The organism is Roseibium sp. (assembly GCF_965233565.1).
GTDB lineage: Bacteria > Pseudomonadota > Alphaproteobacteria > Rhizobiales > Stappiaceae > Roseibium.
This window is the reverse complement of record NZ_OZ247494.1, coordinates 2,006,341-2,032,083: the sequence shown is the minus strand read 5'-3', so window position 1 is coordinate 2,032,083 and position 25,743 is coordinate 2,006,341. Positions and strand designations below refer to the sequence as shown.

Annotated in this window: 20 protein-coding genes; 10 read left to right on the top strand and 10 right to left on the bottom strand. The window is 60.8% G+C overall.

The window, feature by feature from the left end; all coding sequences use genetic code 11:
- Positions 1 to 83: 83 nt before the first annotated feature.
- Complete coding sequence (locus tag ACO6TG_RS09360) at positions 84 to 1,178, top strand: YeeE/YedE family protein (RefSeq protein ID WP_422377930.1); 1,095 nt, start codon at positions 84 to 86, stop codon at positions 1,176 to 1,178.
- A gap of 17 nt (positions 1,179 to 1,195) precedes the next feature.
- Here ACO6TG_RS09360 and ACO6TG_RS09355 read toward each other — a convergent pair whose 3' ends face one another.
- Positions 1,196 to 2,131: an MBL fold metallo-hydrolase gene (locus tag ACO6TG_RS09355; RefSeq protein WP_422377929.1), complete on the bottom strand. Its 936-nt coding sequence runs from the start codon at positions 2,129 to 2,131 to the stop codon at positions 1,196 to 1,198.
- Between the two features lie 115 nt (positions 2,132 to 2,246).
- On the opposite strand from ACO6TG_RS09355, the gene ACO6TG_RS09350 reads away from it, so the two are divergent.
- Positions 2,247 to 3,338 (top strand): YeeE/YedE family protein, encoded by a 1,092-nt coding sequence (locus ACO6TG_RS09350; RefSeq protein WP_422377928.1) that lies wholly within the window; start codon positions 2,247 to 2,249, stop codon positions 3,336 to 3,338.
- An 18-nt stretch (positions 3,339 to 3,356) separates the two neighbouring features.
- On the opposite strand, the gene ACO6TG_RS09345 is transcribed toward ACO6TG_RS09350, so the two are convergent.
- The 3 genes from ACO6TG_RS09345 to uxaC all read right to left on the bottom strand — a co-directional run bounded on the left by ACO6TG_RS09345 (position 3,357) and on the right by uxaC (position 10,053).
- Entirely contained in the window at positions 3,357 to 3,983 is a 627-nt protein-coding gene (locus ACO6TG_RS09345) for a LysE family translocator (protein ID WP_422377927.1), read from the bottom strand.
- Between the two features lie 166 nt (positions 3,984 to 4,149).
- A complete protein-coding gene (locus ACO6TG_RS09340) occupies positions 4,150 to 8,400 on the bottom strand; it encodes an Ig-like domain-containing protein (RefSeq protein WP_422377926.1) in 4,251 nt (1,416 codons plus the stop codon).
- Positions 8,401 to 8,610: 210 nt separating this feature from the next.
- Positions 8,611 to 10,053, bottom strand: a complete 1,443-nt coding sequence (gene uxaC, locus ACO6TG_RS09335; RefSeq protein WP_422377925.1) for a glucuronate isomerase — start codon at positions 10,051 to 10,053, stop codon at positions 8,611 to 8,613.
- 89 nt (positions 10,054 to 10,142) lie between these two features.
- Here uxaC and ACO6TG_RS09330 point away from each other — a divergent pair, with 89 nt between their 5' ends.
- Positions 10,143 to 10,835, top strand: a complete 693-nt coding sequence (locus ACO6TG_RS09330; RefSeq protein WP_422377924.1) for a GntR family transcriptional regulator — start codon at positions 10,143 to 10,145, stop codon at positions 10,833 to 10,835.
- Between the two features lie 155 nt (positions 10,836 to 10,990).
- On the top strand, positions 10,991 to 11,653 hold the full coding sequence (locus ACO6TG_RS09325; RefSeq protein ID WP_422377923.1) for a L,D-transpeptidase: 663 nt from the start codon (positions 10,991 to 10,993) through the stop codon (positions 11,651 to 11,653).
- Positions 11,654 to 11,797: 144 nt separating this feature from the next.
- Here ACO6TG_RS09325 and ACO6TG_RS09320 read toward each other — a convergent pair whose 3' ends face one another.
- Entirely contained in the window at positions 11,798 to 12,775 is a 978-nt protein-coding gene (locus ACO6TG_RS09320; RefSeq protein WP_422377922.1) for a GlxA family transcriptional regulator, read from the bottom strand.
- Between the two features lie 129 nt (positions 12,776 to 12,904).
- On the opposite strand from ACO6TG_RS09320, the gene ACO6TG_RS09315 reads away from it, so the two are divergent.
- From ACO6TG_RS09315 to ACO6TG_RS09300, 4 genes are read left to right on the top strand one after another with little or no spacing between them, the layout of a single operon-like run.
- Entirely contained in the window at positions 12,905 to 13,615 is a 711-nt protein-coding gene (locus ACO6TG_RS09315) for a GntR family transcriptional regulator (RefSeq protein WP_422377921.1), read from the top strand.
- Between the two features lie 29 nt (positions 13,616 to 13,644).
- Positions 13,645 to 14,550: a dihydrodipicolinate synthase family protein gene (locus tag ACO6TG_RS09310; RefSeq protein ID WP_422378859.1), complete on the top strand. Its 906-nt coding sequence runs from the start codon at positions 13,645 to 13,647 to the stop codon at positions 14,548 to 14,550.
- 2 nt (positions 14,551 to 14,552) lie between these two features.
- Complete coding sequence (locus ACO6TG_RS09305) at positions 14,553 to 16,052, top strand: aldehyde dehydrogenase (protein WP_422377920.1); 1,500 nt, start codon at positions 14,553 to 14,555, stop codon at positions 16,050 to 16,052.
- On the top strand, positions 16,049 to 17,389 hold the full coding sequence (locus tag ACO6TG_RS09300; protein WP_422377919.1) for an NAD(P)/FAD-dependent oxidoreductase: 1,341 nt from the start codon (positions 16,049 to 16,051) through the stop codon (positions 17,387 to 17,389). Before ACO6TG_RS09305 ends, ACO6TG_RS09300 begins: the two co-directional genes overlap by 4 nt.
- 70 nt (positions 17,390 to 17,459) lie before the next feature.
- Here ACO6TG_RS09300 and ACO6TG_RS09295 read toward each other — a convergent pair whose 3' ends face one another.
- Complete coding sequence (locus ACO6TG_RS09295; protein ID WP_422377918.1) at positions 17,460 to 18,434, bottom strand: permease; 975 nt, start codon at positions 18,432 to 18,434, stop codon at positions 17,460 to 17,462.
- A 138-nt stretch (positions 18,435 to 18,572) separates the two neighbouring features.
- On the opposite strand from ACO6TG_RS09295, the gene ACO6TG_RS09290 reads away from it, so the two are divergent.
- Complete coding sequence (locus ACO6TG_RS09290) at positions 18,573 to 19,472, top strand: LysR substrate-binding domain-containing protein (protein ID WP_422377917.1); 900 nt, start codon at positions 18,573 to 18,575, stop codon at positions 19,470 to 19,472.
- On the opposite strand, the gene ACO6TG_RS09285 is transcribed toward ACO6TG_RS09290, so the two are convergent.
- From ACO6TG_RS09285 to ACO6TG_RS09270, 4 genes are read right to left on the bottom strand one after another with little or no spacing between them, the layout of a single operon-like run.
- Positions 19,427 to 20,161 carry an SDR family NAD(P)-dependent oxidoreductase gene (locus tag ACO6TG_RS09285; protein WP_422377916.1) on the bottom strand — a complete coding sequence of 245 codons (735 nt, stop codon included), beginning with the start codon at positions 20,159 to 20,161 and terminating at the stop codon, positions 19,427 to 19,429. The genes ACO6TG_RS09290 and ACO6TG_RS09285 overlap by 46 nt on opposite strands.
- Positions 20,158 to 20,889, bottom strand: a complete 732-nt coding sequence (locus ACO6TG_RS09280; RefSeq protein ID WP_422377915.1) for an SDR family NAD(P)-dependent oxidoreductase — start codon at positions 20,887 to 20,889, stop codon at positions 20,158 to 20,160. Before ACO6TG_RS09280 ends, ACO6TG_RS09285 begins: the two co-directional genes overlap by 4 nt.
- A gap of 15 nt (positions 20,890 to 20,904) precedes the next feature.
- Positions 20,905 to 22,008, bottom strand: a complete 1,104-nt coding sequence (locus ACO6TG_RS09275) for a mandelate racemase/muconate lactonizing enzyme family protein (RefSeq protein ID WP_422377914.1) — start codon at positions 22,006 to 22,008, stop codon at positions 20,905 to 20,907.
- A gap of 38 nt (positions 22,009 to 22,046) precedes the next feature.
- Positions 22,047 to 23,594, bottom strand: a complete 1,548-nt coding sequence (locus ACO6TG_RS09270; RefSeq protein ID WP_422377913.1) for a trimethylamine methyltransferase family protein — start codon at positions 23,592 to 23,594, stop codon at positions 22,047 to 22,049.
- A gap of 419 nt (positions 23,595 to 24,013) precedes the next feature.
- Between ACO6TG_RS09270 and ACO6TG_RS09265 the strand changes: the two genes are divergently transcribed.
- On the top strand, positions 24,014 to 25,624 hold the full coding sequence (locus ACO6TG_RS09265) for an ABC transporter substrate-binding protein (RefSeq protein WP_422377912.1): 1,611 nt from the start codon (positions 24,014 to 24,016) through the stop codon (positions 25,622 to 25,624).
- Positions 25,625 to 25,743 lie beyond the last annotated feature (119 nt).

Genomic DNA, 25,743 nt, shown 5'->3' with positions numbered 1-25,743 from the left:
TTGCATAACCGCCGGACCGCATGGGTTCAAAAAAGGGCGGACGGGAGGAGACGCGGTGCAATGCTGCGGAGGATGGTGCCGACATGATTGTTTTCGAGCCGGTGGTGCTGCTGCCGCTTCTGGGTGTACTGGCCGGCTGCTTCCTGGGTTTTGTCGCCCGGGCGACGCATTTCTGCACCCTGTCTGCCCTTGAGCGCCACTGGTATGCCGGTGACAGCAGCGGTCTGAGGACCTGGGTTCTGGCAGCGGTCTCCGCCCTGATCGGCACGCAGGTCCTCGTGGCCATTGGTCTTGCGGACACCCATGCCTCCTTTTATCTCGAGTCAGCCTTTCCGTGGACCGGTGCCATCATTGGCGGTTTCATGTTCGGGATCGGCATGGCGCTGGTCGGCACCTGCGGGTTCGGCGCCGTGTTGCGCCTGGGCGGCGGCAGTCTGAGAGCGCTGGTGGTCCTGACCGTGATCGGCCTGTCTGCACTTGCAGCACAGCGCGGCATTGTCGGGATCCTGCGTGTGCCTCTGGTAGATGACCTTGCCGTCTCCTTTGCCGGCAGCGGCAGTCAGTCCATGGGCGATATCGCATCCAGTCTGTTCGGCCTCGATCTGGCCGGCGTGGCTGCGGGTCTGATCGCGATCGCCGGTCTGGCCTGGATCTTCCGCTCGGCCGGCTACCGGTCCCAGCTTACCCGGATCGGGGCAGGTATCCTCATCGGCAGCGTCATCACCTTCGGCTGGTGGGCGACGACGTTTGTGGCAGCGCATTCCTTCGAACCGGTGCAGATCGAAGCCGGGTCCTTTGTGGTGCCCGTAGGCGACACGATCATGCAGCTCATCACCTATACAGGCACCTGGCCCGATTATGGCGTCGGCCTGATCGCCGGCACGCTTTTAGGGGCCGTTGCTGCAGCGCTCTGGAACCGGGATATCCGCTGGGAAGCCTGCGACGATGCGAGGGAGCTTGGCCGGCATATTCTGGGCGGCATGCTGATGGGGATTGGTGGCGTCTTTTCCATGGGCTGTACGGTCGGGCAGGGGATCACGGGCTTTTCCACCCTCGCCATTTCAGCACCCATTGTCATGCTGTCCATGGCGTTTGGCGCACGTGTCGGGCTTGCCTGGCTGCTGGAAGGCTCGGTTCTGGCCGCCTTCCGCCGCAGCGATGGTGTTGCGGCGGAATAGTCCGGAAGTCTATAAATTTATCCGGCTAAATATCGATAGGCTTCACCGGATCTTTCCACCCGTCCGCTGCCCGGATGCGGAAAATGAAAACCGATCAGACGTGTCTGTTCCCGGGAAAGCCGATCCAGCAACGCCTTGCGTGTTGAAATGCCCTTGTCCGGATCCTGGTCCGAACCGGACGTCCAGCCCGGTTTCTCGAACGAGATGACCGCATTTGTGATCGCATCGCCGAGGACCATGACACTGTCGCCACCTCCGTGAAGCACATAGGACATGTGGCCCGGCGTGTGGCCAGACGTGTCGACTGCTTCCACACCGGGCAGGACCTCCTGTCCCGGCCGGACCATGGAGACCTGGTCCTCGATAATTTCGAACCTGGACTGGGCACCGACCACGAAACTCTTGCGAGCCTCGGGGGTCTTGGCAAGCGTGTCGTCCGCGCGCCAGTAGTTCCACTCAGCTTCCGGTACCCAGATGCTGGCTTCGGGATAAAGCGGATCGTCGAAATCGTCCAGAATGCCCCAGAGATGGTCCGGATGGGCATGGGTCAGGACTACATCGGTAATCTCTGCGGCATCGATACCGGCCTCGTCCAGCTTGCTTGGCAACAGGCCGGCACTTGCCTGAAAGTTGGGGCCCGCGCCGACATCGAACAGGACCAGCCGGTCGCCTGATTTCAGCAGCGTGATGTTGCAATCAGGGGTCAGCGTATCTGCGGCCAAACCATGCGGCGCCATAAGGGCCGCGATCTCGGTTTCGCTTCTGTCGGGAAGGACAAAATTCATCGGCAGGGTCAGGTTGCCGTCGGAAAAGACCGTTATGTCATGATCGCCGAGCGTGAGGCTGGCTTCCGCGAATGCCTTTGGCAAACCGGTCAGACTGACGCCCGCCGCAGCGAGCCCGCCTGCAAGGATTGATCTTCTCGACAGGCAATTGCGCTTCGATCGGGCCATCTTGTCCTCCACATATTCAAACTTTTGAATTTATCTATGTTTCCTTGAGATTGGTCAATGCCTCCCCCTCGAAACTTCTGCGCAATGGCAGGAAAGACGCGCGAAGGAGCGCATAATGGACCTGACCTATCTGCTGGACCGCATATCCGAACCCTGGCTGCTGGCAACTGGTGGGCTTGTTGTCGGGGTTCTTTTTGGCGCCTTCGCACAGCAAAGCCGGTTCTGCCTGCGCGCGGCGAGCCTGGAGTTTTCCAGAGGTGCTCCGAAGGACCGTTTGCCTGTCTGGTTGCTGGCCTTTTCGGCGGCCCTGATCGGAACGCAGGTTCTGATGCTTCTGGGCGAGGTTCAGGCGAGCGAGGCCCGCCAGCTGGCGTCACCCCAAAGCCTTTCGGGTGCTTTACTCGGCGGCGTGATGTTCGGGACCGGTATGGTTCTGGCTCGGGGCTGCGCCAGCCGGCTCCTGGTTCTGTCGGCAACGGGCAACCTCAGGGCGCTCCTGTCCGGGCTGGTGTTTGCGGTCGTTGCCCAGGCGAGCCTGCGCGGCGTGCTGGCACCTGTTCGTGAAGGTCTCGCCGGCCTCTGGACAACGGGCGAGATTGGCGGCAATGACCTGACCGCGCATCTCGGCCTGACACCGGCCATCACCATTTCATTTGCTGCTGTCTGGCTGCTGGCAGGTCTGGTATTTGCCTGGCGCGTAAGGGTTCGGATCTGGCAACTCCTTGCGGCTGCGGGTGCCGGTCTGGCGATCCCGTTAGCCTGGTGGTTTACCTCCGCCATGGCCCGGCAGGCGTTTGACCCCGTTCAGGTTGAAGGCGTGACCTTTACCGGACCGTCGGCCGACACGCTGATGCTGGTTCTGTCCCCGCCCGGCAATGTTCTCGATTTCGACATCGGCCTGGTGCCGGGCGTGTTTCTGGGCTCGTTCCTGGCGGCGCTCCTGACGAGGGAGCTGGCGCTGCAGGGCTTTGAAGGTGGCCGGTCAATGGCACGGTATCTGACCGGTGCAACCTTGATGGGCTTCGGCGGCATGCTGGCCGGTGGCTGCGCCGTCGGCGCGGGCATCACCGGCGCGTCGATCTTTGCGGTGACGGCCTGGATCACGCTGACGGCGATCTGGCTGTCAGCCGGTGTTACCGATCGGCTTCTGACAAGAAACGGCAAGTCACGCGCGCCGGACGCAGACAAGGCCGGCCAGCCAGCGTGATCAGCGGTGACCGACCGGTCAGCGTTCCTGAAGCGCCAGGCGCAGGCCCAGTGCGCAATAGAGCGTTCCGATGACCTTGCCCTGCCATTTCAGGACAGCGGCATTGCGGCGGAGAAGATTGCCGAGCTGACCTGCCCCCAGAGCGAAGACCACGGTGCTGAGAAGGCCAAGCAGCACGAAAACCGTACCGAGTATCGCCAGCTGCAGGGCCACCGAGCCGTTTTCCAACTGCACGAATTGCGGCAGGAACGCAAGGAAAAACAGGGCCGTCTTGGGGTTGAGCACTTCGGCCAGGATCGCCTGGCGAAAGGCCTTGCCGGCGGTGACCGGCAGGGCGGCCTGGCCGGGGACGCCAGGGGCTTTTGCGAGGATCGCGCGCAGGCCGAGATAGATCAGATAGGCCGCGCCGGCATATTTGATCAGGCTAAACAACAGGGCGGATGTTGCGATGATCGCAGACAGTCCGACGATTGCCATCACTGTGTGAACCACATCGCCACAGGCAATGCCTGCGCCGGTTGCGATGCCGACCTTCGTGCCGGAGCCTGTCGCCCTGGCGATGGTCAAAAGCGTTGCCGGGCCGGGGATGAAGACAAAACCGAGCACGATGGCAATAAAGGTCAGAAGGGTGGTGGTATCGATCATGGGGGCTCCGGCGCAAGGGACTGTCCCATTAAGAATGGCTTTTGTCGCTGGAACAAGAGCGTTCACATCCAGGCGCAAACAATGCGTGACGGCATAACGAAAAAGGGCGCGCCGAGGCGCGCCCTTTTCCATTCACCGCAGGTTCCGGCGTACTAGTGTGCGGATCCTAGAACAGATCGGTGAGATTGGCGTAGTCGAATGAAACGGAGAAGTCCTCACCCGGCAAGTCATGTTCAACCGAGTTGCCGACGGCAAAGATGTTGCCCTCCTTGGTTTTGACGAGGATCGTGTCATCCGATTCAAACGGTTCGGCAATCGCATCGAAGGTAAAGACAGCCGCGTCCAGATCCGCCTGGCTCAGATCGTCCAGGTCGACTTCGTCGATAAAGGCGATCTCGACCTGGTTGAGAGGCGATGTGCTTTGCAACATTGCCGCGTTGGTGCCCTCTGCGCCCGGGCGGCTGTCATAGGCAAAAATGAAATCGTTATCCGAAAAATCGAAATCACTCGGGAAGGTGCCATGCTGCTTGGTGCCGGTCTCCAGATCGAAGGCCTCAAACTCATAGCCGATCCGTCCGGAGCTCAGGTCTTCCGGTGCAATGACCGGATCGGAGCTGACCGGTGCGTTGATCTGGGCGTAGTCGAAGGACACTGTGAAATCTTCACCGGGCAGGTCGTATTCCACGGCATTGCCGATGGCAAAGACATTTCCGTCACCGGTCCTCAGGAGAACGGTGTCATCGGCCTCGAACAGATCGCTGACCAGGGAGGTGGTGAAAAACGCATTGTCGACGTCGCGCTGCGTGAGCTCGTCCAGATCGATCCCGTCGAGAAAGGCGATCTCGACCGGATTGTCCGGAGACTGGTTCTGGAAGAGAACCGCATTCGTGTTCTCTCTTGGCGGGTTGCCATTGTAGGCAAAGTTGAAATCCGAACCCGGGATGTTGAGATCACCCGGGAACTGCGCATCTTTCACTTCGCCGGTTTCCAGGTCGAACCCTTGAGACTCGAACTGGATGCGGCCATTGCTGAAGTCCTCGGGCGAAAACAGGGGATCACTGGGATCGCTTTCAATGAGGGCATAATCGAAGGAGACCTTGTAGTCGCCCCCCGGCTGATCACGTTCCACCGCGTTGCCGAGGGCGTAGACATTGCCGTCCCAGGTCTTGATCAGAACCGTGTCGTCGGATTCAAACGGCTGCTGAAGCTGCTCGCTGGAGAAAACGGCCGAGTCGATCTGAGCCTGGGTCAGGTTCAGGAGCGATGACTCGTCAAAGAAGGCGATCTGGGCCTCGTTGAGTGGTGAACCGTTTTGCACGAAAATGGCATTGGTGCCATCGGAGGGCGTCGTCTGGTCGTAGTCGAACATGAAGTCGGCGTCCAGAAAGTCGAAGTCGACCGGAAAGGTGCCGAACTGGGCCGTACCGGTTTCCAGATCGAAGCCCTCGAACATGAACTCCACTTCGCCCGTGCTGAGATCTTCCGCCGAAAGGACACCATCCGGCGGCGGGGTGATGCCTTCGACCAGCGCGTAGTCGAAGGAAACGGAATTGTCTTCTCCCGGCGCGTCATGCTCCATCGTATTGCCGATTGCAAAGACATTGCCGTCACCGGTTTTCAGAAGGATGGTGTCATCCGATTCGAACGGCATGTCGATCAGATCCGAAGTGAACACGGCTCCGTCGACATCGGCCTGGGTGAGGCTGCCAAGCGCTATTTCGTCCAGGAAAGCAATCTCGACCGGAGTGTCTCCGTACTGGTACTGGAACAGGACCGCGTTGACTCCATCTGACGGATAGTTGCCGTTATAGGCAAATTTGAAGTCCGCATCCGGGCTGTCGGGGCCTCCCGGGAAGTCGGGAAGGGCCACCTGCCCGGTCTCCAGGTCGAACGCCTGGAATTCAAATTCGATACGGCCGGTGCTGAGATCCTCCGGAGAAAACAGCGGATCGCCGCCGGTCGTTCCACCTACCTGCGCATAATCGAAGGAGACGGTGAAGTCCTCTCCCGGCGCGTCATGCTCCATCGTATTGCCAATCGCGAAGACGTTGCCGTCGGCGGTTCTCAGAAGGATGGTGTCATCCGCCTCGAATGGCAGGTCGACAAGCTGCGATGTAAAAAAGGCGCCGTCGACGTCGGCCTGGGTAAGGCTGCCGAGCGCAATCTCGTCCAGGAAGGCAATCTCGACCGGGTTATCAGGCGTCTGGTTCTGGAACAGGACCGCGTTGATGCCCTCTGGCGGGGTGTTGCCGTTATAGGCAAAGGTGAAATCTGATCCCGGGATTTCCGGCATTCCCGGGAAGTCGGGTATCTTCACTTCGCCGGTCTCCAGGTCAAAGCCCTGGAATTCATATTCGATGCGGCCGGTGCTGAGATCCTCCGGAGAAAACAGCGGATCGCCGCCGGTCGTTCCACCTACCTGCGCGTACTCGAAGGAAACGGAGTTGTCCTCTCCCGGCGCGTCATGCTCCATCGTATTGCCGATGGCAAAGACATTGCCGTCACGGGTTTTCAGAAGGATGGTGTCATCCGACTCGAACGGCATGTCGATCAGATCCGAGGTGAACACGGCTCCGTCGACATCGGCCTGCGTGAGGCTGCCAAGCGCTATTTCGTCAAGGAACGCAATCTCGACCGGAGTGCCTCCGTACTGGTTCTGGAACAGGACCGCATTGACTTCATCTGACGGATAGTTGCCGTTATAGGCAAACTTGAAGTCCGCATCCGGGCCGTCGGGACCTCCCGGGAAGTCGGGAAGGGCCACCTGCCCGGTCTCCAGGTCGAACGCCTGGAACTCAAATTCGATCCGTCCGGTGCTGAAGTCTTCCGGAGAAAACAGCGGATCGCCGCCCGTGCCGCTAACCGTCACAGTGACGGTATTCACCGCTGTGGCCCCATGGGAGTCGGTTGCGGTCACCTCAATTGTGATGTCCTCGGTTTCGCCGGCATTCAGATAGGCAAAGTCTCCGGCCGGGTCGAAGGACAAGACGGTCCCGTCGATAATGACCTGGCCCTTGTCGGGTGCTCCGCTGACCGTATAGGTGAGCGAGCTGCCATCGTCGTCGCCGTCAATGTCGGACCCGAGCGTGGACAGGTCGAGATCGACGGCGTCACCGCGCTCGGCAGCGGCGAGGGCGCCGGCCTGGAGCGTCGGGTCGTCGTTGCGGCCCTCAATCGTGATGGTGACGGACGCGGTCGATGTGGCACCCGAGCTATCGATGACGGTGTAAGAGAGCGTTTCCGTCGCACTGTCACCGAGGGCAAGGCTGTCGTAGCTGTCGCTCGCAACATACGTGAATGTGCCGTCACCGTTGTCCGTGATGTCGCTGAGGCCAGCGCTCGGCGACACTCCGAAATCCTCGAACGAGACAACATGAACATCGTCTAGATCCGGGTCGGTAAACTGCGGTGTCAGCACCACGCTGCCGCTATCTTCATCCATCACAGCAGTGATGTTCTGGGCCGTCGGAGCGTCGTTTGCGCCAGAGATCGTTACGGTGACAAACCCGCTGTCGGTCGCCTGGCCATCGTCGATGCTGACTTGGAAAACCACTTCCAGATGCTGGTCCGCGGCAAGGAAATCTAGCCGGGCGTCCTCGATCGAGAAGGACCAGTTGATCGCACCCTCTCCGTCAACGACGTTGCCGAGATCGGCTGCAAAGCCGAGGCTGAGCTGTTCGATGACAGCAGCGGAAAGATCCCCGCCCGACCAGGTTGCGCTGTGCAGGTTGGCGGATACCGTGTGTTCGGAGAAAGCATCGTCGGCGAATTGCAGGCTGCCTGTCGTAGAGACCGTTTCGGATGATCCCGTTACATTCTCTGTTTCAGAAATAGTTTTTGCATCTGAAGATTGAATTATTGGATCAACAATGACTTTTAATTCTTCCCAGCCATAGGCAACGAGTCCAAGATCTTGAAACGTGAAAGGAATATAACTCCAGAATGTATTCAGGTTCGAAATAAAATCTTCAATGTCTGATTTCGAATTCTGGTAGTCCTCAAGTGAAAGGTTCAGAACAAGCGTGTCGTAGCCGCTGCCACCGCTATAAAGATCGTAGCCATCGGTGTTCGTGTCGGAAAAAATCCCGGTGTCATTGCCGGAGCCGGCAAAAACCCAGTCCGTTCCTGTTCCGCCATCGATCGTGTCATCTCCACCGCCGGCAAATATCCGATCATTGCCTGAGGAAGACTCAATGAAATCGTCTCCCTGGCCGCCGAAGATCAGGTCATTTCCTGCGAACGGATCACTGCTCGAAAGCAACTGATCCAATTGTTCTTTTTGCCAATGGACCGGATACCAAGGCAATTGTTCGGCAAGGTCCTTGATCGTTGTACTGGTGATGGTGGTGTTGGCAGAGCTGCCGTTGACAACCAGCCCGCCGAGCCAGTCGGAATAATAAATATTGGAAAGCCCCATCTGATCCTCTGAAATTCGGTTGTGAATGCGAATCGACTCAATCCGAGTGTGATATGATTCAAACAAAGAGGGTAAACATATAGTTTGACATTTTTAATTGCAGGATAAGTATATCCAGAAATTCCTGTTCGGCGCGCGCGGTATCGCGCGTGTAGTCTTGCCTCGCAGCCGGGTTCGGCCTGAGAGGCTGTGCTTGAGCCGCAGGTGAGATCAGAGTTTGTAGGCCTGTTTTGCCAGCCGGTAGGTGAGGTCTTGCGCGACCTCGTGTGCTTCGTCCTCGTCTAGGCGTCCGGTGATGACAAGACCGGCAAGATAGGCACAGTCGACCCGCCGGGCGACGTCATGGCGGGCGGGAATGGAACAGAAGGCGCGCGTGTCGTCATTGAAACCGACCGTGTTGTAGAAACCGGCTGTCTCCGTTGTCATCTCCCGGTAGCGGCGCATGCCTTCCGCGCTGTCGTGGAACCACCAGGCGGGTCCCAGCTTCAGGGTCGGGTAGGCTCCCGCCAGTGGTGCCAGTTCGCGGGCATAGACGCTTTCATCCAGCGTGAAGAGGATGATGGAGAGCTCCCTCTCCAGCCCGACGGCATCCAGCAGCGGCTTGAGCGCGCGGACATAGTCGGTTCGGGTGGGAATGTCGAAACCCTTGTCGCGTCCGAATTCCCGGAAGGTTTTCAGGGAATGGTTCCGGAAGCTGCCGGGATGGATCTGCATGACCAGTCCGTCCTGAAGGCTCATGCGGGCCATTTCGGTCAGCATGTGGCCCCGGAAGGCGTCTGCCTCTTCAGCCGAGCAGGTGCCTTTGAGCGCTTTTTGAAACAGGGTCTCGGCGTCGGCCGGTGAAAGATTCTCGGTCCGGGCGGTCGGGTGGCCGTGATCGGACGACGTTGCGCCAAACGATTTGAAATAGGCGCGGCGGACCAGGTGGGCGTTGAGATACCCCTGCCAGGTGGTGGCATCTTCGCCCGCCAAAGCGCCGAATTGCTCGACATTGGCCGCAAAGCCCTCGAATTCTGGATCGATGACCGGGTCCGGCCGGTAGGCGGTGAGGACACGGCCTGTCCAGTCACTGTCGCGGATCTGCCGGTGCCAGGCGAGATCGTCCAGGGGCGATTCCGTTGTGGCAATCACCTCGATGTTGAAACGTTCAAAGAGGGCTCGTGGCCTGAATTCCGTCCGGGTGAGGCACTCGGCGATGTGATCATAGGCTTCATCTGCAGTCTCGGCGGACAGACGCCTGGTCCAGCCGAACACTTCCTGAAAGGAATGCTCCAGCCAGAGTCGGGACGGCGTCGCCCGGAAGAGATGGAAATTCTCCGCAAAGACCCGCCAGATCCGGCGGCTGTCGGTCTCGCTCAGGCCGCCGTCGATGCGCGGCACGCCCAGATCGGCGAGTTCGATGCCCTGAGAACGCAGCATGCGGAAGACATAGTGATCCGGCACCACGAAGAGCTGCGCGGGATCGGGAAACGGCTTGTTTTCCGCAAACCAGCGCGGATCGGTGTGGCCATGGGGACTGACGATCGGCAGGTGCCTGATGCTGTCATAAAGATCTGCCGCAAGGGACCGGCTGGCCGGATCGACAGGAAACAGCCGATGCGGGTCAAGCATCCGGGATCCGGGAATGGCCTCTCCGTCAATATTCGATGTCATGGCGTCCTCCACATCGCTCAAAGCGGACAGTGTTGATGAGGATATGCTAATATGCTAGTTGCTTGTGGGCGTCAACGAAGAGGAGCGCAATGCCTGGCAGAGATGGACTGAGACGACTGGAGCCGGTCAGGTCGCCAAGTGTAACCGATCAGGTGTTCGAGGCTCTTCACCGGCAGATCCTGTCGCTTGACCTTGCGCCCGGGACGAAGGTGTCCGAGATCGATGTCGCCCGGGCATTCGAGGTGTCGCGGCAGCCTGTGCGCGACGCGTTTTTCAGATTGTCGCAACTCGGGTTTCTTGAAATCCGGCCGCAGCGCGCCACCGTCATCACGCGTATTTCCGAGGCCGCTGTGTTGCGTGCCAGATTTGTGCGAACAGCTCTGGAGCTCGCCTGCCTCAAAGCGGTGATCCAGACGATTTCAGAGCCTGACATCCGGGAGCTTGAACGCCTGCTGGCGGATCAGGAAGCGGCGGTTGCCGCAGATGACCGGCCCGGCTTTCACGAGCTGGATGATGAGTTTCATCGCAGATTGTGCGAGATGGCGGGGCAGGGCCATGTCTGGTCCCTGATCCGGGACCAGAAGGCGCATATGGACCGGGTGCGGTTCCTGTCGCTCGCCTCCAGCGCGCAAACCGCCTTCGCTGATCATGTTGATCTTGTCGATGCGCTTCGCCGGAAAGATGCTGCTGGTGCGGAAGCGATCCTGGGCACGCATCTCGGCAGGATCGCCGCCGTGCTTCAGACCATCCGGGGCGAGCACCCTGAGTATTTTGATGATTGATCCCCAGAGAAGCCGGTGGCCATGGGTCACAGTGGCGTGAGATTAAGGATCTGTTTACCATAATCCTGTTGCCTTCTTTTCAGGATAGCGTGTTTAGTTCCCTGATTTTTTGATCTGTAGATGCCGCTCGCGGGTGGCTGCTGAAAGGACGCGAAATGGCGCTGAAAATGAGCCGACGCGCATTTGTCGCCGGAATTCCGCTGTTGCTCGCAGCCTGCCAGAGCAAGCAGCAGTCGACCATCGATGCCGGATTGACGCCGCTTTCCGACGGGACGCCGGATTATGCCATCGCCTATGCGGCGAGAACCGATAACGGCTTTCCGTTGCCGGCCATCCAGTATCAGAATTTCGATCCGAAATTCCTGCGCCAGGTCGTGTTCTATCCGAGCAAGTATCCGGCCGGTACGATCGTGGTCGATCCGAAGAACAAGTTTCTCTACCTGGTCCAGCCCGGAGGCCGTGCGATCCGTTATGGCATCGGTGTCGGCCGTGCCGGCTTTGCCTGGAGCGGCGAGGCGGTCATCCGGTTCAAGCGCGAATGGCCGAAATGGTTCCCGCCCGACGAAATGATCGAGCGGGATCCCAAGCTGGAGAAATACCGGGACGGTCAGGAAGGCGGGCTCAGCAATCCGATCGGCGCGCGCGGGCTTTATCTCTGGCAGGGCAATGTCGACACACTCTACCGGATCCACAGCACCAACCAGCCGAGCAGCATCGGCACCAACGCCTCCAGCGGCTGCATCCGCATGTGGCACCAGGATGTGATCGATCTCTACAACCGTGTCGAGGTCGGCACCAAGGTTGTTGTTCTGAGCTAGCGGCGCGCCAGTGAACGTGCCGGTGAAAATGATTCAGGTTCCGGCGCCCGTTCTGTTGGTATCAACGCAATGAGTTGATGGCATTGGTGGATTTGAAACGCATTGGCACCTGAAGCGCGAGGCCTTCCGGGCGACTGCTTTCCCTCACGCACTTTCCCGTAGAGGCTCCGCGCGTGCGGCACAGACCCGCTGGGTATGCGGGGTCACTCCGAAGCGGTTCTGGTAGGTGCGGATAAAGTGCGAGGGGGACTCGTATCCGCAGGCAAGGGCGATCTCCGAGATCGACTGCTCGGTCTGCAGGAGCAGGTTGCGCGCCTTGGTCAATTTCTGCTGGATGGCGAATTTCTTCGGCGACACTTTCAGATGTTTCTGGAACAGGCGCTCCAGCTGCCGGGTGGAGATGCCGATCTTGCGAGCGATTTCCGACGTCGGCAGATAATAAGGTGCGCTTTCGTTGAGCAGGCGGATGGCTTCGGCGATGTGCGGATTGCGGATGCCGTGCCGGGCCTGCAGTGAAATCTGCTGGGCTGCATCGGCCGGGCGGACGCCGGAATAGACCATCATGTCTGCGATCGCAGCGGCAAGGTCCTCACCATGGGTCTCGCCAATCAGATGCAGCATCAGATCGGTCGCCGCGGTGCCGCCCGAGGCAGTCACAAAGGTCTCGTCGGCGACAAAGACGTTGCGGCACAGGTCCACCTCCGGAAAATTTTCCTGAAAACTGTCGTGAAACGACCAGTGAATGGCGGCGCGGCGGTCCTGCAACAGGCCCGCCTTGGCCAGCACGTAGGCACCGGAGCAGATGGCGCCGATCTTTGTGCCGCGAGCCCGCTCCCGCCGCAGGAATGAGAGCACTTCGGGGGATGCCCGGTCGCCGACATTCTGTCCGGAAATCAGAAACAGGCTGCTGCGCGGGGGCAGGTCGGTCAGACCCTGATCGACCAAGGTGACGGTCCTGTTGGAGCAGACGGCCCGTTCACCGTCCTCGGACGCCAGGCGCCAGCTGTAAAGCTCTTCCCCGTGCAAAAGGTTGGCGATGCGCAGGGGTTCAACGGCACAGGCAAAGGCGATGTGGGAAAAATCATCGAGCAGCAGGAAGGTGACGTCGCGCGTTCTGGACATGTCGCTTTTCTCCGGAGCCTGTCGCCTTGGCCCGTTTCGGGCATGCGGCGTCTTTGTATAATTATTGTGTTGCTATTGTATTCACACTGTATACAAGTCAGTCAACCAAATTCGAAACGGAGTGAACCGATGCCCCCTCAGCGCGGAACGGCAAAAACGGTTGCCTATGAAGACCTGAAGCGCGCGATCCTGACCCTGGAGCGCAAGCCCGGCAGCGCGCTGGAGGAGACGGAGCTGTGCGATCTCTACGGCCTGTCGCGTACCCCCTTGAGGGAAGTGCTGCAGCAACTGTCCGGCGAAGGCTACGTTACACTGCAGCTCAATCGCGGTGCGCGCGTGTCGGACATGACCCATTTCACCTTGCGCGATTTCTTCCTGGCGGCGCCGCTCATCTACAGCGCCATTTTGCGTCTGGCCGCCCAGAACGCGACGCCGACGCAGATCGATGAGCTGAAGGCGGCGCAGGATGCGTTCCGGGAGGCCATGGAAACGGGCGATGTGACGGCACGCGCGCTGACCAACGACCGCTTCCACCGCATCACCGGACTGATGGCCGGCAACAGCTACCTGATGGCCAGCCTTGACCGTCTGCTGATCGACCACACCCGCATCGGCATGACTTTCTTCCGTCCGAAAAACGGGGCCAAGGATGATCGGCTCAAACTGGCCAGCGAGCAGCATGACGCGATGATCGTTGCCATAGAGGAGGGCAATGAAGAGCGCGCCGCCGAACTGGCACTCGAGCACTGGGCCCTGTCGCGGGACCAGATCGAACTCTTTGTCATGCCTGCCGGGCTGGAAGCCCCGCTCGGCCAGCCGCCCAATCTCAAATCCGCCTGAAGCCGGAGACCATCTGGATGACACCAAGACTGACCTTTGAGGGCATCTATACGCCTGCCGTGACGCCCTATGATGCCGAGGGCAACGTTGTTTGGGACGCGCTTGGAAAGGTGATTGATCACCTTGTCGACAGCGGCGTCCACGGTGTGATTTCCGGCGGCTCCACGGGTGAAAACTACACCCAGACCGTGGAAGAGCGGCTGGAGCTGGCGCAATTTACCAAGGACAGGCTCGATGGACGTCTGCCGCTCATCGTCGGCACCGGGACCATGCGGACACCGGATTCCATCGCGCTTGCCGAAGGCGCGGCAAAGATGGGGGCCGAAGCGATCCTGGTCGCAACACCTCCCTATGCGGTGCCGACGGAACGGGAAAACGCACTCAACGTCCTGACCATCGACCGGGCCGCCGACCTGCCGATCATGCTCTACAACTATCCGGGCCGGATGGGCGTCAACATGGGCGAGGAATTCCTTGATCGGGTCGGGCGCTCGCGCAATGTCTGCGCCATCAAGGAAAGCTCGGGCGACATCAACCGGGTGCATCTGCTGGCCCGCGACTATCCGCATATCCAGATGTCCTGCGGCATGGACGACCAGGCGCTTGAGTTTTTTGCCTGGGGTGCGCGCAGCTGGGTCTGTGCCGGTTCCAATTTTCTGCCAAAGGAACATGTCGCGCTCTACCAGGCCTGTGCGGTTGACGGGGATTTTGACAAGGGCCGCCGGATCATGTCCGCGATGATGCCGTTGATGCGGGTCCTTGAGCAGGGCGGCAAGTTCATCCAGTGCGTCAAGCATGGCGTCGAGATGAGCGGGCTTTATGCCGGTCCGCCGCGGCCACCGTTGAAGGCGCTCAACAAGGACGACAAACGCCAGCTGGACCAGGTCGTCCGCGTTCTGAAATCCACTATCGAAGACATCACGGCGGGGGCGTGACCATGACCGATCTTCTGACACGTGACGAATACAAGGCCCTGGCCGCCAAGCTTAGCCTGCCGACCAGTGCCTTTATCGACGGTGGTTACCGGCCGGCGGCGTCCGGCAAGACTTTCGCCACCGTCAATCCGGCAACCGGCGAGGCCCTGGCCGAAATCGCGGCCTGCGGCGCTGAGGACGTCGACTTCGCTGTCCTGAAGGCGCGTGAGGCGTTTGACGACGGACGCTGGTCGAAGCTGCATCCCGCAGAGCGCAAGGACGTCCTGATCCGATTTGCCAAGCTGCTGACCCGCAACCGGCGGGAACTGGCGGTGATGGAAAGCCTCGACAGCGGCAAGACCATCTTCGATTGCGAAACCGTCGATGTTCCGGAGACTATTCACTGCCTGAAATGGCATGCCGAGGCGATCGACAAGATCTATGATCAGGTGTCGCCGGCCTCCGACGATCATATCGCGATGCTGGTGCGGGAGCCGATCGGCGTGGTCGGGCTGGTGCTGCCCTGGAACTTCCCGCTTCTGATGCTGGCCTGGAAGATCGGTCCGGCGCTTGCCGCCGGCTGTTCGGTGATCGTCAAGCCGGCGGAAGAAACCTCGCTGACGGCCTTGCGTGTTGCCGAACTTGCCGTGGAGGCCGGCATTCCGCGCGGTGTCTTCAATGTGGTGCCGGGAACCGGTCCGGAGGTTGGTGAGCCACTTGGCCGGCACATGGATGTCGACATGGTGTCCTTCACGGGCTCGACTGAAACCGGTCGCCTATTCCTGCGCTACGCCGCCGACAGCAACCTGAAGGAAGTCGTCCTGGAAATGGGCGGCAAGAATCCGAGCGTCGTTCTGAAGGACGCCGACAATCTCGACCGAGTGGCCGCCCATGTGGTCAATGGAGCGTTCTGGAACATGGGCGAAAACTGTTCGGCAAGCTCCCGTCTGATCGTGGAAGAGGAAATCAAGGACGCGCTGATGGAGCGGATCCTGGCCCATGCCCGGGAGTGGACCCTGGGTGACCCGCTTGATCCGGAACATCGGGTCGGCGCGCTTGTTTCAAGCGCCCATTTCAACAAGGTCTGTTCCTATCTCGACACCGGTGCAGCGGTGCTGATGGGGGGCAAGAGCCATGACGGCGCATATGTGGAACCGACCGTGCTGGAGGTCGATGCGTCTTCGACGCTTGCCAGGGAAGAGATCTTCGGTCCGGTCCTGAGTGTTCTGACCGTGCGCGGGTTCGACGAAGCGATCGACATGGCCAATGCCACGGACTATGGCCTGGCGGCGTCGATCTTCACGTCCAATGCCAAGAAAGCCCTGCGCGGTGCGCGCGCCATCCGGGCGGGCACGGTCACGGTCAATTGCTTTGGCGAAGGTGACATCACCACGCCGTTTGGCGGCTTCAAACAGTCCGGTTTCGGCGGGCGCGACAACAGCCTGGCCGCCCATGACCAGTATACCCAGCTGAAGACCATCTGGCTGGATCTGTCGGACGACGAGGACGAGGCTGTCGGATGACGAAGCGGGCCGCCAGCTCTCTGCCTTGCCTGCAAGGACCGGCGGCCTGGAACAGGATCCTGCCGGAGGCTCCGGCGGTTGATGTGCTATGCGGCGACATTCGTGCCGATGTCACCATCATCGGCGCGGGGTTTGCCGGCCTAAGTGCCGCACGGCGTCTCAAACAGATTGATAGCACGCTGAGCGTCGTGGTGCTGGATGCCATGGCGATTGCCGACAGTTCAGCCGGGCGCAATTCCGGCTTCATGATCGACCTGCCGCATGAACTGACATCGGAGGATTATGCGGGCGCAGGGGACGACAGGTCGCTCATCGGGCTTAATCGCCAGGCCATCGCCTTCGCGGGGGAGGCCGTTGCCGATTACCAGATCGATGCGAACTATTTCGATCCGGCGGGCAAGATCAACGGCGCGGCCAGTGCCAAGGCGGAGGCGCATAACCGCAGCTATGCCGAACATCTGGCCAGCCTCGGCGAGGATTTTGAACTGCTGGACCGGACGCAGATGCGCGAACTGACCGGAAGTGCGCATTATGCGGCGGGGCTCTACACGCCCGGAACGGTGATGCTGCAGCCGGCCGGCTACATTCGCGGACTTGCCACCGGCTTGCGCCGTCAGGGCGTCCGCATTTTCGAAATGAGCCCGGCAATGGCGTTCTCAAGGCGAGGTGCCGACTGGCAGGTCACCACGCCCAAGGGGCGTGTGAGCACCGGAAAGGTCATTCTGACCGTCAACGGCCACCTTGAAAGTTTTGGTTTTGAGCGGGACCGGCTGATGCAGCTGTTCCTGTTTGCGGTGATGACACCTGAACTGGATGCGGAGGCACTCGGGAAACTGGGCGGTGCGCCGCGTTGGGGGATCACGCCGTCCGATCCGATGGGCACGACCCTGCGCCGGATCGACACCGGCCAGGGCGGCAACCGCATCGTCACGCGTACCTGTGCGGTTCTGAAGCCTGACATGCGCCTTTCCGGCAGGCATGTGGCCCGGGCCGCCGCCGTGATGCAGCGAAAATTTGATCGACGGTTTCCGCAGCTGACCGGTCTTGAAATGGAATACAAGTGGGCCGGCCATCTCTGCCTGTCTCTCAACGGTGTTGCTGTTCTGCGCGAACTGGAGGACGGGGTCTATTCCGGCTGCGTCCAGAACGGCCTCGGCACGGCGCGCGGAACATTGACCGGGATTGGGGCAGCCGAGCTCGCCCTGGGTGTGACAAGCGATATCACTCGGCATTTCGGTGCGGAGACGAGGCCAAAAAAACTGCCGCCGCAGCCTTTTCGCGAGATCGGCGCCAATGCGGTTCTGCGCTGGAAGGAATGGCGGGCTGCCGAAGAGTGAATTCCCGCATTTTCGCCTGCCCGGCGGCTCGGAGGACGGGCTGGAAACTCCCGGGCGGGTGTCAGAAGCCTCAGACCACCCAGCCAAAGCCGTAACCGGCCAGCAGAGAGCCGGTGACAGCCAGTCCCAGATAGAGCAGGAACGGGCGCAGCCGCAGCACGGGGAAGATCGCAAGAGCGCCCCAGATGCTGACGACGCCGCCGGAGACGAGAAAGGCCATTGCGGCACCCGGAGACATGCCATTATCGATGAGACCGCGCGTTAAGGGGAGGGCGGCGTACCCGTCGATATAGGCGGGGGCGCCGACAAAGACGGCAGCCGGGATTGCCCACCATGTGTCTTCGCCGACATAGGCGGCCAGCGCGCCGGGGGTCAGTGCGGCGTTGAGTGCATATTCTGCAAAGAATGCGGGGATCAGGCAGATCAGGATCAGCCGTGTTGTGGCCAAGGCCTGTTTGGCAAAGGTGCGGCGGCGTTCCCTGGTTTGCCAGATCCGCGGCTCGAAAATGGCCGATCCGCAGCTGCAGGACGTCGTCAGGGAGTTGGTCAATCCGCCTTTGCGCAAAGCCGACTGACCGCCCTCGCTACCGGTCAACGCAGCCGTCACCATGCCGCCGAGAAGTCCCAGGCCAAAGGCGGAGACGGTCTTGCCGATGGCAAAGGCCAGACCGAGCGTAGCCGCCGTCGTCGCCAGCATTGCCGGGTCGGTGACGGGAGAGGACAGCCAGAACGCCATCACCGGGGCGAGGGGAACCCCGGCAGCAAGCAACCCGACCATCAGCGGTAACACGGTGACGCCGCAGACAGGGGTAATGGCCCCGATGGCCGCGGCGGCCAGAACGGCCGGAAGCAGGCGGCCTTCAAAGGCTTTGCCGATCAGTCTGTCCGCACCGCTGGCCATGATCCAGGCTGTCAGGGCGATGCCTGGAAGGACAAGCGGTGCGACATCGACAAGTCCCTCGCCGGTGAACAGCAGGCCCTCCCGGAGCAGGCTGGGCCAGAGCCAGGCCGAAACGACAGCGCAAAGCAACACGCTCCCAAACAAGATGGGGCGGATCCTGAAGGGCTTTGATGAAACCGTCCGGTCTTGCAAGGGAACCTCCTGTGGTTGACGCTCGAATGATAGCTGTGGTGAAATCATTCGGAAAACGAATATCTTGAATATCGGATATTGAGAAAACGGATGACGTCACTTGATAGCGACCTGCTCCGGACTTTCCTTGCCGTTGCCGGAAGCGGCAGCATCACCGAAGGCGCCGGGTTGATCGGCCGCTCGCAATCGGCGACCAGCCTGCAGATCATGCGGCTGGAAGAGGTGCTCGGGCGTGAGGTGTTCGACCGGACCGGGCGAGGCGTCAGCCTGACGGAGACCGGGCAGAAACTCTTGCCGGTTGCCAGGGAAGTGACCGGACGGCTGGACGCCGCCTTGCGGGAGATCACCTCCGATGGTCTGCGGGGAAAATTACGCCTGGCCATTCCGGATGATCATGGCCGGGCCAAACTGGCCGAGATCCTTGGGGCCTTCGCCCAGTCTCATCCGCAGGTGGATCTGGACGTCACCTGTTCGTTGAGCACGGAGTTTCCCGGAATGCTGCGAAAGGGCCAGCTCGATCTGGCTGTCTACGAGGTTGAAAGTCCGGAAACAGGCGAGGAAGTGGTCCACGAGGACCCGACCTGCTGGGTCGCCTCAGGCCATTTGAAACTGGACCCAAAAGAACCAGTTCCCGTAGCGCTGTTTGATCGGGCCTGCTGGTGGCGGGATGCGGCCATCGAGGCACTGGAGCGCCGGGGCAAGCCCTACCGGATCGTGTTTTCCAGCCAGAGCGTGTCCGGTGTGACCTCGGCCGTGGAAGCAGGCATCGCCATCGGTCTCCTGGGCAGATCTTCTGTCGAGCCGCACCTGACCGTGCTGGGCGCGGAGCAGGGGTTCCCGGCAATGCCCATATCGCGTCTTGTCATTGGCACGGCCGAAGCGGTGGAAGAACCGTTGGCCGAGACAATGAAAGCGGCCATCCGCAAGGCGTTTCGGGCCCAGGGTCATGGCAGGCTGAGCCGGGTCATGCGGCCGCCGTCAACGGTATAGACCTGACCCGTGATGAACCCGCTTTCTTCTGCTGCCAGGAAAGCCACAAGCGCTGCGACCTCTTCCGGTTTGCCCGTGCGCTTGACCGGGTGGATCGCACCGACACCGCGCCGGAAGGCGTCCGGGTCCGGCATGGTCTCGATGAAGTCGAGGTTGAGATCCGTATCGATCCAACCGGGCGCCACCGCGTTGCAGCGGATGCCGTCAGGGCCGTGATCGACGGCAATGGCCCGGGTCAGGCCGTGCAGCCCGGCCTTCGAGGCAGAGTAGGCAGCATGGTTCGGATTGCAGCCAATGCCTTCGATGGAGCCGATATTCACGATGGCGCCCCTGGAGGCGCGCAGATGCGGCAGGGCGCATTTGATGGTCAGGAAGGGCGCTGTGAGATTGACTGCAAGCGAGCGCTGCCAGTCGGCAAGGCTCATGGCCTCGATCGAAGCTTCCTGCATTACGCCGGCATTGTTGACCAGCACATCCAGCTGCTTCGCTCTGGACATGATTTCGCCGACAACTTTTGCCGGAGCTTTCGGATCGGTGAAATCCGCCACAACATGATCAAAGTCAGGATCCGCGCCGCGTTGTGCGGTGAACACCCGGGCCCCTTCTTCGCGCAGGCGGACTGCGATGGCTCGGCCGATGCCACTGCGACCGCCGGTGACCAGCGCGACCTTGCCCTCGAACCGTTTCATGCGACCGACTTTCCGCCATTGACCTCGACCAGCGCGCCGCACATGTAGCGGGCCGCATCGGAGGCGAGAAACAGGACCACATCGGCTATATCGTCCGGCTTCGCAACCCGGCCGAGCGGGACTGTCTTGCCGAGCGCGTCTATCGCGGTTTCCGGATCGAATCCCCGCTTTTCGAAACCGGTGCGCAGCATCGGCGTATCGACCTCGTTCGGGCAGACCGCGTTGATGCGGACCCCCTGGTGAGCATGGTCCCGGCCCATGCACTGGGTGAGCGAGGCAATCGCTGCCTTGGTCATGCAATAGAGCGCGTGATTGGGCCCTGGATGCACGCCCCAGCAGGAGGCGAGGTTGACGATGGCGCCACCGCCGCCTGCCGCCAGGATCTGAATGCCAGCCCGGCAGATCCGGAAAGGCGCCTCGACATTGACGCCCACCGAAAGATCCCAGTCGCGGTCGCTTGTATCCGTGACAGGGCCGCGCGTGATCACGCCGGCATTGTTGATGATGATGTCGAGGCCGCCGAGCGCATCAGCGGCCGCCTGTGCAAGTCCGTCGCTGTAGGATCTGTCCAGGAGGTCGCCGGGCAGATCGACATCTGTCTCCAGGTCGTCGCAATTCATGTCGGCAACGGCGGTAACCGCGCCTTCCGCGCGCAGCATCTGCGTGATCACCCGGCCCATGCCGCCGGCCGCGCCGGTGACAAGAGCCTTCTTGCCTGAGAAACGCATTTCAAAGTCTCCTGATCAAAAAGCGGCGACGGGAGAACCGAACAGGCTTGCATCCGGTTCAACGCCAAGTCCGGGGCCTTGCGGCAGGCGGATATGGCCGTCCCTGATCCGGACGCCTTCACCGAGCGAATAACTGCCCTCGATCATCGGTTCGGCCAGCCAGACACCTTCCAGCAATGAGGGTTTGACGGTGGCCGCAATATGCGTGCAGGCCGCAGCGATGACATCACCGCCCCAGGCGTCGTCGCAGGTATGCGGCAGGTTGACGGCTTCGCAGATATCCCGGAAGGCGGCCATCTGTTGCAGCCCGCCGATCCGGGTCACCTTCATGCCGAAACCGTCGACCAGCCCCGTTCCTACTGCCCGGATTATGGTCGCAAGGTCGGTGCCGTTCTCGTCCATGTAGAGGGCGTGCTGGATCTGCGGGCGGATCTTTTCCAGATCCTCGAGCCGGTTACAGGGCTGTTCCAGGACAAAGGGGACGTCAGGACACTCGCGGCAGATGCGAAGCGCATCGCGAGTTGTCCAGCCACGATTGCCGTCAACGGCAAGGCGCATGCCCGATCCCCTGATCTTCTCCCAGACCTTGTGGATGGTTTCAATGTCGAGTTCCACCGGCCGTCCGCCCAGCTTGACCTGCAGGCGCGGATAGCCTTCCTGCTGCTTTTCAGCGGCAATGCGGGCGATCTCGTCCGGTGCGCCGACACCGGTGGCAAAGTAGGACGGCACGCTGTCGGTGGCGCCGCCGCCGAGAAGCTCTGCGACACCAAGGCCAAGATGTTTGCCAAGCAGGTCGTGAACGGCAATGTCGATGGCGGCCTTGGCATAGGTGTGGCCATTGAGCTGGCCCTGCATGAGCCGGTTGATTGTCAACGGTTGCATAGGCTTGCCGATCAGTGCGGGCGCGATTTGCTGCAACGCCGCCTGCGCGCCGGCCGCATGAGCCTCCGCATAGGTCGGCCCGACCGGGCAGGTTTCCCCCCAGCCGGTCAGGCCCGTGTCCGAGGTCAGCTTGACGAGGGTGGTTTGCAGCGACCAGACCTCGGCATTGGCCATCTTGTAGGGGCCGTTTTTCACCGGCAGATCGTGCCGGAAAATCTCGACGGAAGCGACTTTCATGCAAGGTCCTGACTGGGAAGATGCAATGGCAAGTGGTGTCAGTATTCCTGGTTCAAGGCATCTTCGGCCGGGATTTCGCGCTCGCGGCGGGCGATATAGTCCAGCAGCGCCTCGTTCCTTGCTTCGTCCAGCTTCGGCTCCTGGTATTCCGACAGGAGCTTGCGGGCCTGTTTGAGCGCACGCTCGGTGATTTCCACTTCGCCTTCCGCCTTCCATTGCTCGATCGAGTTGTTGTCGAACATGTCCGGCATGAAAAAGGCACGCTGGAAATTCTCCTGGGTGTGCGGATGGCCAAGATAGTGACTGCCCGGACCGACGTCGCGAACTGCTGCCAGGGCTTCGTCGAAATCGTCCCAGCGGGGTCCCTCGGCCATGCGGTAAGCCATGGCGCATTGCTCGGCGTCGACGATGAATTTTGCGACCGAGCAATGCATGCCCGCTTCGTTCCAGCCGGCTGCATGCCAGATGTAGTTGGCGCCCGCATGCATGACCGCACTCAGGGTCGCAGCGCTTTCATAGCCGGCCTGGGCGTCGAAAGTCTTGGCGCCGCCGAGAGAGCCGGAGGTGCGCCAGGGCACGCCGTAATAGCGGGCCATCTGGCCGATCAGGAAATTCATCAGGCTGATCTCGGGTGTGCCGGCCATCGGTGCACCGGATTTCATCGAGACGGTCGACAGGTAGTGGCCGTAGATTGCCGGAGTGCCCTTGCGGATCACCTGGGTGTAGGCGAGCGCACTCAGGGCCTCGGCATTGAGCTGGGCAACGGCCGGAACAACAGACGCCGGTGTGTTGGCGCCGCCAAGCACGAATGGCGAGCACAGAACCGGCTGGTTGCGCCTGGAAAAGGCGCGCATGGCACCCAGCATGGTCTCGTCCCAGACTAGGGGAGAGTTGCCGTTGCAGTTGCCGGTCGTGACCGGATGATCTTCCAGATAGTCTTCTCCGAAGAGAATTGCGCACATCTCCATGACGTCTTCGGCATTCTTCGGGCTTGTCGTCATGCCCATGAAGGTCTTGTCCGAATGCTTCATCGACGAATAGGTGATGCGCAGGTGACGGTGGCTGATGGGGTGGTCATAGGGTTCGACGATGTGATGCGCGCTGGAATGCATCGCCGGCAGCATGTGGCTGAGCTTGTGAAACATCGCCAGATCGGCGAGCGTCGGGTTGCGGCGTTCGTCGTTCAGATCGCGGATGAACGGGGCGCCGGTCATGGGCACGAAGATCGACCGATTGCCGCCAAGGGGCACGTTCTTGTCGGGGTTCCGGGCGTGGTAGGTGAAGCTGGACGGAATGGTGCTGATCAGCTCGCGCACCAGACCGCGGTCAAGATAGACCCGTTCGCCATCGACCCTGGCTCCGGCCCTTGTCCAGTCGTCCAGCGCAATCGGATCGCGAAAGACGATGCCCACCTCTTCCAGGATTTTCATGGAGGCATCGTCCAGGCGTTCGATCTGGTCCTGGTCCAGAGGCTCGCACAAGGGCAGCTTGCGGGTCAGGCCCGGCAGCATGTCGTGATCAGGGGCGGTGCGGATGGCGCGGCGGCCGGCACGACCGCCGCTGCGGTTGCGCGTTGCGACACTCATGGGGGTCTCCGGAATGCAGGTTTCTTTCCTCCAGAATGCGGCGCATCGGGAGAAACAGCGTGCCGGAAACCGAACTTGAGCAGCATTTTCCGACATGGGCGGAGAATATTCGTTCGCCGGAATACAGAATTTCTGCAGCAATCTGAAAGCAGATGAAAATATAGGCGCTGTGCTTTTTGGCCGATCAGTCAAAATTCAAAAATGCTTCAAAATAATGCTGCTCTGCACAATCAAGGGGCGCTGGGTCAACATTAATTATTTTAAATGACGAATTTTGCGTCAGGGGTGGCCGAGGCGGGGGAGTTCGTGTTTTGCTAGTTACATGTCGCAAATGAGCATCGCGGATACCGAAAAAAGTCCGATGCTACGTTTGGGAATTCTACTGTCGACAACTTTTAATAATCCAGATGGGGAGACAGATGACAAAATCCGACGACAAAGACATGATCAAGCGCCTTGAAGAGGCGGCACGCACCGGCGGCATCACCAAACGAGACTTCATCCGCTATTCCATCGTGGCCGGTCTGACAGCGACAACGGCGACGGGCCTTTGGTCCACCAAGGCCAAGGCGCAGCCGAAATCCGGTGGCACGTTCCGCTGGGGCGTTCACGACGGCAACACCTCCGACAGCCATGACCCGGGCACCTATCTGACCCGCGTGATGATCTTCCTGGCCCACACTCACCGGTCCTACCTGACGATGATTATGGGTGACGGCTCGCTCGGTCCGGACCTTGCGGACAGCTGGGAAGCCAGCGCGGACGCGTCTGAATGGACCTTCAAGCTGACCGAGAACGCGTCGTTCCACAGCGGCAAGAAACTGACCGCAGACGATGTCATCGCGTCGCTGAACCATCACCGCGGCGACAAGAGCACCTCAGCGGCAAAAGCCCTTCTGGCGGATGTCACCGACATCACCAAGGACGGCGACTATACGGTTGTCGTGAAATTGTCCGGTGGCAACGCCGACTTCCCGTGGCTGATGACCGACTACCATCTGGCGATCTGCCCGGCCCAGGAAGACGGTTCGATCGACTGGGAATCCGGCGATGGTTCAGGCCCCTACAAGATCGACAGTGGCGATTTCGGCGTTCAGTTCAGTCTCAGCCGGCATGACGGCTGGCACCGCGAAGGGGCCTATTTCGACAAGGTCGAGATCATCACCCTGAATGACCCGAATGCGCGTCAGGCCGCGCTTGTGACCGGTGACGTGGATGCGGTTTCGCTGATCGAACTCAAGACGATGGCGCTGTTGCAGCGCAATCCGAACATCAAGATCCACAACATTCCGTCGGCTGGTGCGATCACCATGCCGATGCATTGCGACACGGCGCCGTTCGACAATGTCGACGTCCGCAACGCGCTGAAACACGCGATGGACCGGGATGAGGTCATTCTCAAGATTGCCTATAACGCGGCCACCAAGGGCAACGACTTCCACCATTCGCCGGCACAGCCCTATTTCCCGGAAGGGCTCGAGCAGAACAGCTATGATCCGGACAAGGCCAAGTCGCTTCTGAAAAAGGCAGGTGCGGAAGGTCTGTCGATCAATCTCAGCGTTGCCGACAGCGTCTACGCCGGTGCGGTCGATATGGCGGTGCTCTACGCGCAGCAGGCCAAGGCGGCGGGCATCAACATCAATGTCGTGCGTGAGCCCAATGACGGCTACTACTCGGATGTCTGGCTGAAGAAGCCCTTCTGCCTGGTGTCCTGGGGCGCACGTCCGACCCCGGATGTGATGTATACGCTGGCCTACAAGGACGACGCGGCGTGGAACGAGTCGCGCTGGAAGAACCCGCGTTTCAACGAGTTGCTCCTGCAGGCCAAAGCCGAGCTGGACGACACCAGGCGCGCGGAGATGTACCGGGAGATGGCTGTGCTCGCCCGCGATGACGGCGGTACGCTGATCCCGTTCTTCAACAACTTCGTCTACGCCAACAGCACAAAGGTGGGTACACCGGAGCAACTGGCGGCCAGCTGGGAAAATGACGGCGCCCGTGCCGCCAGCCGCTGGTGGTTCGAGTCCTGATCCTGATGACAGGGGTGGCGGGAAACCGCCGCCCCTGATCTGGTTTTACCTCCTGAAGGAGGAAAACCGTTTTCATGTCGGGGCCTCTGCCAAAGCAAACTTCAAATCGCTGACAGGGT